Raw genomic sequence first — 14,935 nt, 5'->3', positions numbered from 1 at the left:
GCCAGGGACCGGGGGCGCTTCACCCGCAACTTCGTCGTCCAGGGCACGGCCGCCGAGTGGGCGCTCTCGCTGATGGCGGTCCTGCGCGGGCTGCTGCCCGAGCCGGCCCGGCTGGTCTTCTTCCAGCACGACGAGGTGATGGTGCACTGCCCGCTGGAGCAGGCCGAGGAGGTGATGGCGGCGGTGTCGTCCGCGGCGGCCGAGGCGAGCAGGCTGCTGTTCGGGCGGACGCCCGTACGCTTCCCGATGGAGACCGTGGCGGTCACCTCCTACGCCGACGCCAAATAGCCCAGCAGCACCCCGATCCTCCGGCTTCCCGGCCCTCCGGCACGGCTCATCGGGGCACGGGCGCGTCAGCCGGGGGAAGGAGTGGCGGGGGTGCGGCGCCGGAGCGAGAGGAGCCAGAGGCCGGCGAGGGTGACCATGATGCCCACGACCAGGCCGAGCATGCCGTAGCCGAGCAGCCCGACGATCGCCCCGGCGACGATCGTGCCGGTGGCGCCGCAGACGTTCATCAGCAGGTCCGACAGTCCCTGTACGGCGGGGCGGCGGGACAGGGGGACGGACTCCGTGACGAGGGCGGAGCCGGACACCAGGCCGCATGACCAGCCCAGGCCGAGCAGCACCAGCGCGGCCGTCACCTGCCACACCCGGTGACCGGCCGTGCCCGCCAGCGTGGCCGCGCAGAGCAGCAGGGCCATCCCGAGCGCCAGCACCGGCACCTTGCCCGCCCTGTCGGCCAGCCAGCCGACGACCGGCGACAGCACGTACATGCCGGCGATGTGCAGGCTGATCACGATGCCGATGACGTCGAGGTTGGCGCCGTCGTGGTGGAGCTTGACGGGGGTCATCGACATGACCGACACCATCGCCGTGTGGCTGACCGCGATCATGACGAGCGCCGTGCGGGCCATCGGGTTCGTCCGCAGCGTCTCCCAGGCCGTCCTGATGGTCCGGTTGCGGCCGGGGCCGGGCACCTCTTGTGTGTCCTGCAGCCCGCGTGCCAGCTTGAGCGGGTCGGGCCGGAGCAGTACGAGGATGATGAGCAGCGCGAGGGCGAACGCCAGCGCGGAGAACGCGAACGGCCCGGCCTTCTCCGCCATCCCCAGCCTCATGCCGATCTGGTCGGCGGGTCTGGCCAGGTTCGGGCCGGCGACGGAGCCGATGGTGGAGGCCCAGACGACCAGGGAGAGGTGCCTGGCCGAGCGGCCCTTCGGCGAGAGGTCCGTGGCGGAGTAGCGCGCCGCCAGGCTGCCCGCGCTGCCGCCGCCCACCAGCACCAGCCCGGCCAGCAGGAGCGGCCACGAGCCGAGGCTGATGGCGGCCACGGAGATCGCGCAGCCTGCCAGCGCCGCGAGGTAGGCGAGCGACAGGCCCGCGCGCCGCCCGCCGCTGCCCGAGGCCCTGGCCGTCGGCAGGGCCAGCAGTGCCGCGCCGAGCACGGTGGCCGTGCCGGCGAAGCCGCTGATCACGGTGGATCCCGACAGCTCGTCCACGACCACCGAGCTGAGCGCCAGCCCGACCGCCACGCCCACGCCGCCCACGATCTGCGTCGCGGACAGGACCGCCAGGGTACGACGCTGAATGCTCGGGATCCGGTCAGAGGGCAGCGTCGTGGGCTGTATGGGGGCGCTGGTCACCAGTGAAGTCTGACATAACCCCCAACATCACCCCAAAGACGACAGTGTCTTGTTCTCATAGGGTGACGGACGGCGGAACCCTCACAAGATCGATACCGCGTCGCCCACGGCGATGCGCCCGGGGCCGTCGGGGATCAGGTTGATCCCGAACCAGACCTTGCCGTCCCACTTGCGGTGCCTGGACAGCGTCCTGATGGGCTCCTTGCCCTTGGTGTACGTGGTGGTGTCGATCGTCGTCAGCACGCAGCGGTCGCAACCCTTGGTGACCCGGAAGTCCACGTCGCCGATGCGCAGCCGCTTCCACTCGTCCTCGGCGAAGGGCGTGTCCACCCCGTCGATCACCACGTTCGGCCGGAAGCGGTGCATGGGCAGCGGGCCGGGCGGCTCCTCGCCGCGTTCGAGCGCCGTCTCCCCGATCCAGTCGTTGAGCCGGTCGAGCGAGGCGCCGGTCGTGAGGAGAAGGGGATAGGCGTCCGCCAGGCTCACGCGGTCGTCCGGCCGTCCGTACGCCGGATCGACCGGGCGGCGGGTCGGGTCGTCGAGCCACTTGAGCCGCACCGGCTGCCCGGCCAGTTCCGACAACCACCGGGCCGCGTCGTCGCCGCAGTCGGTGAGCTCCACCGGGGTGCCCCACACGTCCACCGTGGACATCGCAACGGCCGGTGTGACCCGCAGCGGGGCCGCGTGCGGACCGGTCAGCGTGAGCACGTCGCCGTCGAGGCGGGCCACACAGGCCAGCAGTGCCGGTTCCTCGCGCGCGGTCAGGATGATCCCGTCCTTGTCGGTGATGAGGTAACGCCGGTCGCCTGCCAGGCCCCAGGGGTGTACCTCGGCTTCATCGACGTCATGGCCCGCAGTGGACTTGATGGGATAAAAGCGAATGCTTCCCAGCTTCATACGCCCGAAGGTATCTCACTGATCGGCGCGCTCTGAAGGGGCGCGGTCCTGCGGTGCAGGGCCGCGGCCAGCGCGACCGCGCCGAGCGCCACCACGCCGATGACGGCGCCGATCCACGCGACGGACGGGTAGCCGAACTCCGCGCCGATGGCCAGCCCGCCCAGCCAGGGGCCGACGGTGATGCCGACGTTGAAGGAGGAGACGTTCATCGCGGCGGTCAGCGTGGGGGCGTCCTTGGCGAGGGCGAAGGGACGGGCGTTCAGCGCCGGATTGGTCCCGAATCCGAACACGCCGAGCAGGAAGACCAGCACGACGGCCAGCAGGGGCACGGTGGCGGAGGCGGCCAGCGCGGCCGAGGTCATGATGAGGCCCGTGACGCCGGTGAACAGGACGAGGAACGGCCGCGCGTCGGCGGTCCTGCCGCCCATCGTGATGCCGATCAGCGCGCCGACCCCGTACAGGGCGAGGACGGCGGGCACCCAGGCCGGGTCCAGGCCCGTGCTGCCCGTCAGCAGGACGCTCAGGTAGCTGAAGGAGGCCAGCAGGGCCGCCGTGGTCAGCGCGATCGTGCCGTAGGCGAGCCAGAGCGGGGGGTTCAGCATGGCGCGCAGCTCGGCACCGACGCGCGGTCCGGTCCCGGGCTCGGGACGGCCGCCGGGGATGGTGGCGAACACGCCGATCGCCGCGAGCGCCGACAGCCCGGCCACCGCGTAGAACGCGGCCCGCCAGCCGAGGTGCTGGCCGATGACGGTGCCCAGGGACAGCCCGATGATGGTGGCCACCGTCAGCCCGCCCGCCAGGATGCTCATCGCCCTGCCGCGGGCGTTCACCGGCACCAGGCCGATCGCGGTGCTCGCCGCCACGGCCCAGAAGCCGGCGTACACGAAGGCGCCCACCACGCGGGTGACGAACACGACCGCGTAGTCGGACGTCAGCGCGCCCACGACGTGCGAGAGGGCGAAGATCAGCATGAACGTCAGCAGCGCCGTACGGCGTGGCCAGCGCAGCGTGGCGATGGCCAGCACCGGAGCGCCCACCAGCATCCCGATGGCGAAGGCCGAGATCAGCAGCCCCGCCTCGGGGACGGAGACGCCCAGGTCGCGCGACATCTCGGGAAGCAGCCCGGCCAGCATGAGCTCCGACGTGCCCTGCGCGAAGATCGACAGGCCCAATATGTAGACCGCCAGTGGCATGGCGATTCCTCCACCAATTTTAGAATGAGCAGTACAAAATTAGGCGACAAAAAGCTCAGAACGCGTCCATCGCGGTCCGTGCGATGGACGCGAGGGTCTCCCGGCCGGCCCCGCCGCGGGCGGCCACGCGCATGCCGCTGACCGTGGCCACGAGGAAGTGTGCCAGGGCGAGCGCGTCCTTCCCCGCGCCGATCTCGCCCCGTGCCATGCCCTGCTCGATCGCCGAGCGCATCATCCGCACCCGCTTGTCGTTGTCGAGCCGCAGCAGCTCGGAGACCTCCGGATCGTGCGGGCCCAGCTCGACCAGTGAGTTGACCACCAGGCAGCCGGCCGGCTCCTCCGGGTCGGGCTCGACCGCCCACCCCAGCACGGTGCCGACCTTCTCTCTGGCGGGCAGGCCGGAGTCCATCAGCTCGGCGAGCCGGGTGTTGCGCCCGTCCATGTAGTGGCGCAGCGCCTTCTTGAACAGGTCGTGCTTGCTCGTGAAGGTGTTGTAGATGCTGCTGCGCCCGAGGCCGGTGGCCGCGCACAGGGCCTGCGTCGAGGTGTTCTCGTAGCCCGCGTCCCAGAACGCGCGCATGGCGGCCTCGACCGCGCGGTCCTCCTCGAACATCCTCGGTCGCGCCATGCCCGGCACGCTACCAGTTTTGGAACGAGTAGTGCAATATGGTGGGGCGCGGCCGGCTCGCCGGCGTCAGGCGCTCCTGCGGAACGTGTCGAGGAACACCTTGCGCGTGCCTGCCTGGTCGTCCCACTTCAGCTCGGGCAGGTCGAACGTGATCGTGAACGCCGTATCGCCGTCGATCGTGACGTACCGGGTGAGCGCGTGCATGGGGACGCCGCTGGCGGTGGTGTAGGTGTACTCCCAGTCTGCGGCCTTCCATCCCCGGTAGGACAGGGCCCGCAACTGCACCTGGATGTAGCTCTCCCTGCCTCCCTCGGCCTCCTCCTTGCTCAGCCGGGACAATCCGCCGTCGGCCTGCGGCGTCGCCCGTTCCACCACGATCCGCATGCCGGAGTCCTTCGGCCCGTCGAACGTGGCCCTGCCGTCCGCCTCGGCCGGCTTCCAGCCCTCCGGCACGCCGGCCGCGAACCCGGCGAGGGTGTGCTCCTCGTAGCCCTCCGGCACGGGGGAGGGCTCGCCGGCCCCGGCCGCGGGGCTCGGCTGGGCGGGGGCGGTCGTCGTCGCGGCCGTCACCGCGGCCGGCTCCTGCGCCTGCCCGCCGGACAGGAAGATCATCACGGCGCCCGCGACGACGGCCACCGCCACGATCGCGCTGACGAACGTGAGCGGTGTCGGCCGGCCGTCACGGATCCACGTACCGCCGTCGTCCTCGTTCCTGCGCCGGCTCGTGCCGCTGCGCGGCGCGGCGGCGGGCAGTTTGGTGAGTTTGTTGCTGCTGATGTCGTGAGAGAGGTTGCGTGACTGCTCGTGCAGATCCGCGGGCGAGGCCAGCGGCCACGGGGTCGCGCCGGACGTGCGGCTGTCGGAGGTCAGCGGCAGGATCGGCCGGGGCTGCGGCCCCAAGTGCGCGCCCGGCCCGTCGGGGTCGTCCATGGGCCGGTACGGCTCGAACGGGGCCTGACCGCCCGGCGAGGACGGGCCGCCACCCGTGGGGAAACCGCCCGAGGACGAGGGACCGGCGAACGAGGAGGGGCCGGCGAACGAGGCAGGGCCGTCCAGGGACGGGGACCCGCCCAGGTGTGCAGCGCCGTCCAGGGAGGAAGGGCCGCTTCGGAACGAGGGGTCGCCCGGGTGTGAGGGGCCGTCCAGCGAGGAGCGGCCACCTGGGGGAGCCCCGCCGTCGAACGCGTGCGGGCCGCTCAGCGAGTGCGGGCCGGAGGACGCGTGCGGGCCGCCGAGCGAGTGCGGGCCGCTGTCCGGCCGCTGCGGACCCGAGGGGGCGCCGAACGCGTCGAACTCCTGCGCCGGCGGTAACTGGTCGGTCCGGTGGCTGCCCGACGGGCTCGTCATCCCGTCATAGGGCATCGAGTAGCCGCCCGACGGGCTGCTCGCCGGGTCGTACGGCACCCGCACCGGCCCCGAGGGCGTCTCCACGATCCGCGACGGCATCGGCCCCGAGGGGTGTTCGAGCGGCGGCAGCAGCCCCGCGGGCGTCGGGTCGGCCTGGCTGGGCAGGGTCTCCGGCGGGCGCGGCCGGGGGGAGCCGTGCGCCCGCAGCACCGCCTCCAGCATCTCGATGACCTGGGCCGAGGTCAGCCGCTCGGCCGGGTTCTTGCGCAGCAGGCCCTCGATGACGGGCCTCAGCGCCCCGGCCCGCTGCGGACTGAGCGGGTCCTGGGTGAGCACCGCGCCGAGCACCGCGATCGCGTCAGGCCCTTCGTACGGCGGCCGCCCCTCGACGGCGGCGTACAGCGTGGCGCCGAACGACCACAGGTCGGCCGCCTGCGTGATCGGCTGCCCGGACAGGCGCTCGGGCGGGATGTACGCGGGCGACCCCATGAGGAGCCCGGTCTGCGTGATCGTCACGTCGCCCTCGATGGCGGCGATGCCGAAGTCGGTCAGGACGACCCGGTCGGAGGTCAGCAGCACGTTGCCGGGCTTGATGTCGCGGTGCATGATGCCGGCGGCGTGGGCGTGCCTGACCGCGTCGAGCACCCGGATGCCGATCTCGGCCGCCTGGATCACCGGCAGCGGCCCGCTCTGGCGTACGGCCTGTTCGAGGGACCACGCGCGGACCAGCTCCATCACGATCCACGGGCGGCCGTCCTCCTCGACGACGTCGTGCACGGTGACGATGCCGGGGTGGGTCAGCCGCGCGGCGGACCGGGCCTCGCGGAGCATGCGCCGGTGCGCCACCTGCTTGCCCGCGTGGTCGAGCCCGTAGGGCAGGATCAGCTCCTTGACCGCGACGTCGCGGTCGAGCAGGACGTCGTGGGCCTGCCAGACCATTCCCATGCCGCCCCTGCCGACCGGCGACATCAGCCGGTAGCGCCGGCCGATCAGGCGGCCCTGGCTCTGCGGGGTGCCGCTCGGGGGGCCTCCCTCCGCGCCGGGGCCGCTGAGCAAGCGGTCGGCTGCCATATTTCCGCCCCCATCTCGCCTCATCCGTCACGTGCGTTCTCACGCTACTTGCAGATTGCCACGGTAAAAGCCGCCGGACGCCTGCCGTATGGGGCTTTCGACCAGGCCCGGAGGCAGGCCGCGGCGGATTTGTTGCTGGCCTGAGGTTCGTTACGATATCGGCGCTATTACCGCAAGGGAAGCTGACGTTGCTTGACAATAGTGCTGACGTGCGGCTATTTCGCTATTCAAATGACCGGCTTACCGTGCGGGCCAATGCCAGCAAGGCGTTGGTGAACGCCTCCGCGGGCGGCTCGACCAGACCCGCGCCGACCTGTCCAGTGCCGGCCACGCGGCCCGCGATGCCGGTGTTGACCACGGGCAGCAGGCCCGTCCTGGCCACCAGGGCGAGGTCGATGCCGACAGGAGTGCCGCGGAAGCCGAGACCCGGGATCTGGTAGGCGGGATGCTCGGCCAGCGTGATCTCGTACATCGACCGGGTGGCCTTGACGGCGTCGGCGACCTCGCCGCCGACGAAGCGCACGATGGCAGGGGAGGCCGCCATCGCGAAGCCGCCCAGGCCCGAGGTCTCGGTGATGGTGGAGTCGCCGATGTCCGGGTTGGCGTCCTCGGGGCCGTACGCGCCCAGATAGAGCCCGTCGGGCACCCCGGCCGGGCCGGTGAACCAGCGTCCGCCGAGGCCCGAGACCTGCACGCCGAAGTCGGTGCCGTTCCTCGCCATCGCGACCACGAGGGAGGATCCGGGCACGTCGCGGGCGGCGTCGGTGCTGACCTTGGCCGCGGCCATGCCTGCGTTCAGGAAGAAGTGGTCGTTGCCGTTGATGAAGCGCAGCACCTGCGCGGCGGCGGCGGGCGCGGCCTCGACCACGGCGGGCGCCAGCTCGCGCAGCAGCAGCGAGGTGGCGGCGCGGTTGCGGTTGTGCAGCTCGTCGCCCATCTGCAGCGCCTGCGCGATCAGCGTGCGCAGGTCGATCGGCCCCGTACGTTCCAGCGCCGCGGCCAGGGCGGGGCCGAGCACCTCGTCCATCCAGCGCAGCCGCTCCAGCACCTCGGGCCCGTACGCGCCGTAGCGCAGCACCTTGCCCAGGCCCTCGTTGAGCGAGCAGTAGGCGGTGCCGCCGTGTTCCTCGTCGCGCACCTCGAACATCCACATGGACGGGCTCACCACGCCCGCCATCGGGCCCACGGCGGCGTGCTCGTGGCACGGGCGCAGCGTGACGCCGCCCGCGGCGAGCGTGCGTGCGGCCTCGTGCTCGTCGCCGGCCAGGCCCTCCAGCAGCATCGCGCCGATGAGGGCGCCGCGCATCGGGCCGGACGCGCGCTCCCACGTGATGGGCGGGCCCGCGTGCAGGAACGTGCCCTCCGCCAGCACCTCGGAGGCCCGCCGCACGCCCACCAGGTGCGGGCGGGCGGAGGTCAGCCGGCCGGCCGCCCGCTCGTTGGCGGCATGCCTGCGCGGGTCGGCGAGCACCTCGGCCAGCGCCTCCGCGGTGCCGGGCAGCGGCGGCCGCCACGCCACGGGGACCGTGGGCACGGCCTGGGCCCTGAGCGCGTCGTCGAGCAGGCCGGCGCCGACGGTGACGACGCGGGCCGGTGCGGAGAGCAGGGTCACAGCAGGCTCCTGGCGTGCCGGGCGGCCTCGGCGTTGGAGGTGAACACGGACGCGCCCGCCTCGCGGAAGGCGGCGGCCTGGCGGTGCAGGTCCTGCGGGTCGCCCTCCGTGCCGATCAGGGCGACGACCACGGTGGAAGGGGCGCGGGCGACGGCGTGCGCGAGCGAGGCGGCCGGGTCGGGGTCGGCGCCGTGGCCGAGCACCACGTCCATGAGCACCACGTCGGTGTCCTGGGTGTGGGCGAGCGCCTCGACGCGCAGCGACGGGTCGATCATCGGGTGGGCGCGTCCCCGGGTGTAGGCGTCGTCGCCGTAGTCGACGACGTCGCCGGTGCCGGTGATCATCGCGGCCTCCGCGCTGAGCGTGCCGCCGGCGTAGACGCCCTTGATCGTCTTGGCGGGCGGCCGGCCACCCGGCCACGAGGGCCAGGACGGCCACTCGGGCACGGGCCTGCCCAGGGCGCGTAGCGCCTGCTCCGTCGCCTCCGTCAGGTCGGGTGCGCCGTCCTGGAGCAGCGCGCGTACGACGGGCGTGCGCAGCCGGCCGAGCGACTCCTCCACGGCCCGCGCCACCTCGGGCGCGGGCGGCTTGGAGACGAGCACGATCAGCTCGGTGGCCGGGTCGTCGTCGAGCATGCGCAGCGCCCGCAGCGCCGCCAGCCCGCCCACCTCGGCCGACAGGTCCCTGCCGCCCACGCCGAGCACGTGGCTGACGCCGGTGCCCGCCCGGTCGAGCAGGCACGTCACCTGCTGCGCGCCGGTGCCGGAGGCCGCCACCACGCCGACGGGGCCGGGGCGGAGCACGTTCGCGAAGCCGAGGCCGACGCCGCCGATCACCGCCGTGCCGCAGTCGGGGCCCATCACGAGGACGTCCCTGGTCTCCGCCCGCTCCTTCAGCAGGCGTTCCTGCCACACGGGTACGCCGTCACTGAAGATCATGACGGGCAGGCCCGCCTCGACGGCGTCCAGCGCCTCGGCGAAGGCGTGCTCCCCTGGAGTGGAGACGAGAACCAGGCCGGCCGGTTGTCTCGCGGCCGAGCGGGTGGTCAGCGGCGGCTGGTGCTCCGGCGCGGGGTCCGGCCGACGGGAGGCGGTCAGCTGCCGGTCGGCCTCCTCGACGGCCGCCTCGGTGTCGCCCGCCCGTACGGCGATCAGCAGGTCCCCCGGGCCGCTCTCCGGGATCGTGAACCCCAGCTCGCGCAGGATGGAGACGTTGAGCTCGGTGGCCATGGCGACCATGGCCGCTTCCACACCCGGCAGGCCGGACAGCGCCCGGCTGACCCGCATGAGGGTGACGGAGTCGTGATAGGTCCCCCGGCGGACCAGCACCACCTCGCGCGGAACGTCACTCATGGGGCCGCCCCCTGGGACTGCCCCAGGGAGAGGACCGCGTTCACCCCGATGGTGACGCCCTGCGCCAGGTCCGAGCCCGACGTGTGGCCGAGCCGGTGCAGCCGGCGCAGCGCCGGTTCGAGCGGCTGCGTGCCGGTGAGGCCGCGCAGCACCCCGGTCACCTCGGGGCTGGCCGCGCCCGCGGCCGCGCAGTGCAGCAGCGTGGCCGACAGGGGAGTCGTCCGTGAGCGGGCGTCGAACGTGACCGTCGCGCCGAGCCAGCCCGCCAGCCAGACCGCCCGCTCCACCCCAGCCGCCGCGCCCAGGTGCCGCAGCGTCACCAGCAGCCCGGCCAGCACGTCGTCGCCGCTCGGCGTGAGCCCGGGCCCCAGGCCCATCAGCTGCTCGGCCGCCGTCACCGCCCACAGCAGCCGGCCCTCGGCGCACCCGCCGGCGAGCAGGTCGAGCGCGGGATTGCCGGTCAGTCCCGGCTCGGGCGGGTCGATGAGGCGGCCGGCGGCGTACGCGAGGCTCCCGAGATCCACGGGACCGAGCGGCGGCGCGGGATCCCACCACCGCCGTACGGTCAGGCTCAGCGGGCCCAGCTCGATCGACCGGTCGCCCACCGAGGCGTCGTCACCCACCGTGACCTTCGGGAGCGGACCCGCCAGCAGCACGGAGTTGGGCAGCCGGATCGCCTCGCCGGTGATGACCGCGATCACCGAAGGTTCGAGCTCGGTCCTGACCTCCAGATAGATCCCGCCGGGGAACGCGGCGAGCACCCGCGCCGGGCGGCGGGACGACTCAAGGACGGGACGTACGGCCGTGCTGGCCGCTCCCGTGACGTGGACGCGGGTACGTCGCGCGTGGGTACTGACCGTCACCGAACCTCCCAACCGACCCTGGTCCTGACCGTAGAACGGGCCCGGAACCCTCCGTACGGGTAAATTTGCCAACAGTGAGCGGGAAGGTTGGCTCTTCCTGACAGACGGCTCCCGGGGTCACAATCACTTCCATGGAGCCCCCCGTCCGTCTGGCCAGCACAGGAACGATCACTCATGGCGTGTCCGTCGGCGAGGTGCTCGGCGTGTCCACCCTCGCCGGGGCCAGGCTGATCGCGGGGGAGCGCGGGCTGGGCCGCATCGTGCAGCGGCTCAACGTCATGGAGGTGCCCGACATCCTGGCCTGGGTCAAGCCGCACGAGCTGCTGCTCACCACCGGCTACCCGCTGCGCAACACGCCCCAGTCGCTCGGCCGGCTGGTGGCCGACCTGGACGAGCGGGGGCTGTCCGCCCTGGCGATCAAACTGGGCCGCTACGTCGACGAGCTGCCCGCCGAGATGGCCGAGCAGGCCGACCGGCTCGGTTTCCCGCTCATCCAGCTGCCGGACGACGTCGGCTTCGACGACATCCTCAACCAGGTGCTGACCGACATCCTCAACCGCCAGGCGGCCGTGCTCGCCCGCGCCGAGGAGGCGCACCGGGCGCTGGTGCAGGTGGTGCTGGCCGGCGGCGGGCTCAACGAGGTCACCGCCGAGGTCGCGCACCTGCTGGACGTGTCGGTGGCGGCGGTCGACGGCTCCGGCCGCGTGCTGGCCGCCGCCGGTCCCGCCGGCGGCGGCGGGCACATGAGCGTCCTGTGCGAGTCGCTCACCCACGAGGGGCCCCCGGCGGCCGAGGCCGACGGGGCACGCAGGCGCTCGTTCGCGTCGGTGCCGGTGCTGGCCGGGGGCCACCACCACGGCAGGATCGTCGCCTACAGCCCGTCCGCGGCCATCGGGGACAGCGACGTCGGCATCCTCGAACGCGCCGCCACCGTCGCCGCGCTGGTCGTCACCCGCCAGGAGGCGGTCAACGCCGTCGAGAGCAAATACCGGGCCGACTTCCTGCGCGACGTGCTCACCGGGCGGGCCGGCACGGTCGAGCGGGTCACGGCCAGGGCCAGGGCGTTCGGGTGGGACCTGGCGCGCCCCGTGACGGTGCTGGTGGCCGAGCTCGACCCCGACGGCGACGAGCGCAGCGCCCAGGACCGGCTGGTGGCCTGCTGGACGGCCGCGATCAGGCGGCACGACCCGCGGGGAGCGGTGGCGGGGTTCTCTCATGAGGTGGTGGCCGTGGTCGACGCCTCCGCCGACGTCTCCAAGGTGGCCAAGGACGCCGCCTGCGCCTTCGCCGACGCGCCGCCCGCGACGTTCTCGACCGGCACGTCGAGACCGTGCCCAGGGGCGGAGACGCTGCCCGATGCCTACGCGCAGGCGCTGAAGGCCGCCAGGGTCGGGCGGCAGCTGCACGGGCCCGGCGCGGTCGCCCACTTCGACCAGCTCGGCGTCTACCGGCTGCTGTCGCTGGTCAACGACACCGACGAGCTGCACGCGTTCGTACGCGAGACGCTCGGCCCGCTGGCCACCGACGACGACGCCGAGAACGCCGACCTGCGGCGCACCCTGCAGGCCCTCCTGGAGACCAACCTGAACGTGGCGGAGACGGCCAGGCGGCTGCACTTTCACTACAACACGTTGCGCTACCGGATCGGGAAGCTGGAGCGGCTGCTCGGCGGCTTCACCGACGACCCGCACCTGCGCCTCAACCTCACCCTCGCGCTCCACGTGCTGCGCATGCGCGGCATCTAGATGCGGGAGGGACGCGCGGGCTGCGTCTAGGCTTGGGGCCCGTGGACTTCGAACTGCGCTCCGACTTCATCCCGCTGTGCGACCTGCTGAAATACTGCGGCATCACGGAGACGGGCGGCATGGCCAAGCAGCTGATCGCCGAGGGCATGGTGCTCGTGGACGGCGAGGTCGAGCTGCGCAAGCGGGCCAAGATCCGGGCCGGCCAGGTCGTCAGCGGCGACGGGTTCTCGATCCGGGTGGGATAGGCCGGACGGCGGGCGCCCACAGCGGCTGCACGGCGGGCTGCACACCGGGCTGCACACCGGGCGCGGATTTCTCCCTGGTTCCCGGCGTAGATTTGGCAGATCATGCCCGTGTAGGAGTGATCCAGCGGGCCTAATGTGCCCGCAACGGAAAGCGTGTCGCCGGCCCAGCGCAACGCCCGGTACAAGAGGGGCTCTCAATGGTTTTGGGATGGACCAAGCACGGTGACGGCAAGCACCTGGCCCCAGGCGAGGTGGTCAGGCCCGACGAACGGCTGAGCTGGCCCCGGATGGTGGGCTTCGGGGCGCAGCACGTGATCGCGATGTTCGGCGCGACGTTCGTCTTCCCCCTGGTGATGGGGCTCGACCCCAACATCGCCGTGATGATGTCAGGCGTCGCGACGATCCTGTTCCTGCTGATCGTGAAGGGCAAGGTGCCGAGCTACCTCGGCACCAGCGCGTCCTTCGTCGGCGGGGTGTTCGCCATCAGGGCCGCGGCGGGCGGCGACACCGCGGGAGCGGACGCCGTCGTGACCGGCGCCATCCTGGTCGCCGGGCTGGTGCTGGCGCTGGCCGGGCTGGCCATCCACTTCCTCGGCGTGCAGATCATCCACCGCCTCTTCCCGCCCGTGGTCACGGGCGCGGTGGTCATGCTGATCGGGTTCGGGCTGGCGTTCGTGGTGGCGGACACGTACTGGCCGCAGGACCACTGGGTCGCCCTGGTCACGATGCTGATCACGTTCGTGGTGATCGTGCTGTTCAAGGGGTTCATCGGGCGGATCGGCGTGCTGGTGGGGCTCGTCGCCGGGTTCGTGTTGTCGTGGGTGCTGGACGGGGTGGCAGGACCGATCACGTCGGTGCTGCCCGGCGCCAACCTGCGCGACGCCTCCGGGGCCGCCTGCGAGGCCGAGGGCACCTACTGCGTGGCGACGGCGTTCCCGCACGACCGGGTCGACTTCGAACCGGTGGCCGAAGCCGACTGGATCGGGCTGCCCGACTTCCACGGGCCCGACTTCAAGACCTCCGCCGTGCTGCTGGTGCTGCCCGCGGTCATCGCGCTCATCGCCGAGAACATCGGCCACGTCAAGGCGGTCGGCGAGATGACGGGCACCGACGTCGACCCGTACGTCGGCCGCGCCGTCGCCGCCGACGGCGTCACCACCGCCCTCGCCAGCTCGGTCGGCGGTTCGCCCACCACGACGTACGCCGAGAACATCGGCGTCATGGCGGCCACCAAGGTCTACTCCACGGCCGCCTACTACATCGCGGGGGTCATCGCCATCCTGTTCGGCCTGTGCCCCAAGTTCGGCGCGCTGATCGCGGCCACCCCCGGAGGCGTGCTCGGCGGCGTCACCGTGATCCTCTACGGCATGATCGGGCTGCTGGGCGCGAAGATCTGGATCGAGAACCGGGTGGATTTCGCCGATCCCGTGAACATGGTTCCGACGGGGGCGGGCATCATCCTGGCCATCGGACCTGTGCAGCACTTCATCGGGGGCGACTTCACCTTGGAGGGCATCGCGCTCGGCACCATCGTGGTGCTGGGCGGCTACCACCTGCTGAGGGCCATCGCCGGGCCCGCCCCGGGAGCGGCTTCAGGACCGGCCTCGGAGCAGGCCGGGAGCGGGCCCGCGTGAAGCCGGCGCCGTTCACCTACCACGCGCCCCGCGACGTCGGCGCGGCGCTGCGCACGCTCGCGCAGGTGCGCGGCAAGGTGCTGGCCGGCGGGCAGAGCCTGATCCCCCTGATGAACATGCGGCTGGCCGCGCCCGAGCATCTCGTCGACATCAACCGGATCGGCTCCCTGTCCGCGGTCGACGCGAGCCCTTCCGGCGTCATGGTGGGCGCGCTGGTCCGGCACTCCGATGCCGAGCACGCGGGCGCGCACCCGCTGCTCACGCGGGCGCTGAAGCTGGTCGCCCACCCGGTGATCCGCAACCGGGGCACGGTGGTGGGCAGCCTCGTGCACGCCGACCCGGCCGCCGAGCTGCCGGCCGTACTGGCGGTGCTGGACGGCACGGTCAGGGTGGCCCGATGGGACGGGCGGGCCGTCGAGCGTGACGTGCCGGCGCGGGAGTTCTTCACCGGGCCACTGGAGTCGGCGGTCCAGCCGGGCGAGCTGGCCGTGTCGGCGTTCTTCCCCGCGCTCGGCCCGCGCACCGGCACCGCCTTCGAGGAGGTGGCCCGCAGGCACGGCGACTACGCGCTGGCCGGGGTCTGCGCCGTGGTCACGCTGGACGACGACGCGCGCGTCACCGCAGCCAGGGTCGCCTGCGTCGGTGTCGGGCCCGTGCCCGTCGTCGTGGACGTGACCGACGCGTGCGAGGGGGCGGACGGCGCGGGAA

The 14,935-nt window shown here is 72.7% G+C and carries 12 protein-coding genes and 1 pseudogene; 5 read left to right on the top strand and 8 right to left on the bottom strand.

From position 1 onward, the window contains the following. Positions 1 to 288: pseudogene (locus E1295_RS42645) on the top strand (bifunctional 3'-5' exonuclease/DNA polymerase); the annotation flags it as partial. A gap of 65 nt (positions 289 to 353) precedes the next feature. Here E1295_RS42645 and E1295_RS42640 read toward each other — a convergent pair. The 8 genes from E1295_RS42640 to E1295_RS42605 all read right to left on the bottom strand — a co-directional run bounded on the left by E1295_RS42640 (position 354) and on the right by E1295_RS42605 (position 10,603). Further along, the gene (locus tag E1295_RS42640) at positions 354 to 1,640 is read right to left on the bottom strand and encodes an MFS transporter (protein ID WP_246081060.1); all 1,287 of its coding nucleotides are present in this window, start codon (positions 1,638 to 1,640) and stop codon (positions 354 to 356) included. A gap of 81 nt (positions 1,641 to 1,721) precedes the next feature. After that, positions 1,722 to 2,537 carry an MOSC domain-containing protein gene (locus E1295_RS42635; protein ID WP_132640152.1) on the bottom strand — a complete coding sequence of 272 codons (816 nt, stop codon included), beginning with the start codon at positions 2,535 to 2,537 and terminating at the stop codon, positions 1,722 to 1,724. Further along, on the bottom strand, positions 2,534 to 3,730 hold the full coding sequence (locus E1295_RS42630) for a Cmx/CmrA family chloramphenicol efflux MFS transporter (RefSeq protein WP_132640150.1): 1,197 nt from the start codon (positions 3,728 to 3,730) through the stop codon (positions 2,534 to 2,536). The genes E1295_RS42635 and E1295_RS42630 overlap by 4 nt, the downstream gene beginning before the upstream one ends. Positions 3,731 to 3,785: 55 nt before the next feature. After that, positions 3,786 to 4,358 (bottom strand): TetR/AcrR family transcriptional regulator, encoded by a 573-nt coding sequence (locus E1295_RS42625; protein WP_132640148.1) that lies wholly within the window; start codon positions 4,356 to 4,358, stop codon positions 3,786 to 3,788. 66 nt (positions 4,359 to 4,424) lie between these two features. Next, positions 4,425 to 6,776: a serine/threonine-protein kinase gene (locus E1295_RS51540; RefSeq protein ID WP_246081058.1), complete on the bottom strand. Its 2,352-nt coding sequence runs from the start codon at positions 6,774 to 6,776 to the stop codon at positions 4,425 to 4,427. Between the two features lie 223 nt (positions 6,777 to 6,999). Further along, entirely contained in the window at positions 7,000 to 8,388 is a 1,389-nt protein-coding gene (locus tag E1295_RS42615; protein WP_132640146.1) for a YlbE family protein, read from the bottom strand. Beyond that, on the bottom strand, positions 8,385 to 9,740 hold the full coding sequence (locus E1295_RS42610; RefSeq protein ID WP_132640144.1) for an AllF/FdrA family protein: 1,356 nt from the start codon (positions 9,738 to 9,740) through the stop codon (positions 8,385 to 8,387). The genes E1295_RS42615 and E1295_RS42610 overlap by 4 nt, the downstream gene beginning before the upstream one ends. Beyond that, a complete protein-coding gene (locus E1295_RS42605) occupies positions 9,737 to 10,603 on the bottom strand; it encodes an oxamate carbamoyltransferase subunit AllH family protein (protein ID WP_246081057.1) in 867 nt (288 codons plus the stop codon). Before E1295_RS42605 ends, E1295_RS42610 begins: the two co-directional genes overlap by 4 nt. Positions 10,604 to 10,734: 131 nt before the next feature. Between E1295_RS42605 and E1295_RS42600 the strand changes: the two genes are divergently transcribed. From E1295_RS42600 to E1295_RS42585, 4 genes are all read left to right on the top strand, one after another. Further along, the gene (locus E1295_RS42600) at positions 10,735 to 12,348 is read left to right on the top strand and encodes a PucR family transcriptional regulator (RefSeq protein ID WP_132640140.1); all 1,614 of its coding nucleotides are present in this window, start codon (positions 10,735 to 10,737) and stop codon (positions 12,346 to 12,348) included. A gap of 41 nt (positions 12,349 to 12,389) precedes the next feature. Then, positions 12,390 to 12,593, top strand: coding sequence for an RNA-binding S4 domain-containing protein (locus E1295_RS42595; RefSeq protein ID WP_220449166.1), 204 nt, complete (start codon positions 12,390 to 12,392; stop codon positions 12,591 to 12,593). Positions 12,594 to 12,790: 197 nt separating this feature from the next. Continuing rightward, on the top strand, positions 12,791 to 14,227 hold the full coding sequence (locus E1295_RS42590; RefSeq protein WP_132640136.1) for a uracil-xanthine permease family protein: 1,437 nt from the start codon (positions 12,791 to 12,793) through the stop codon (positions 14,225 to 14,227). Beyond that, positions 14,224 to 14,935: FAD binding domain-containing protein (locus tag E1295_RS42585; protein ID WP_132640134.1), on the top strand; the 712-nt coding region annotated here is incomplete at its 3' end. The genes E1295_RS42590 and E1295_RS42585, both read left to right, overlap by 4 nt.

Source organism: Nonomuraea mesophila (assembly GCF_004352805.1).
Taxonomy (GTDB): Bacteria; Actinomycetota; Actinomycetes; order Streptosporangiales; family Streptosporangiaceae; genus Nonomuraea; species Nonomuraea longispora.
This window is presented reverse-complemented; position numbering and strand designations above follow the sequence as displayed.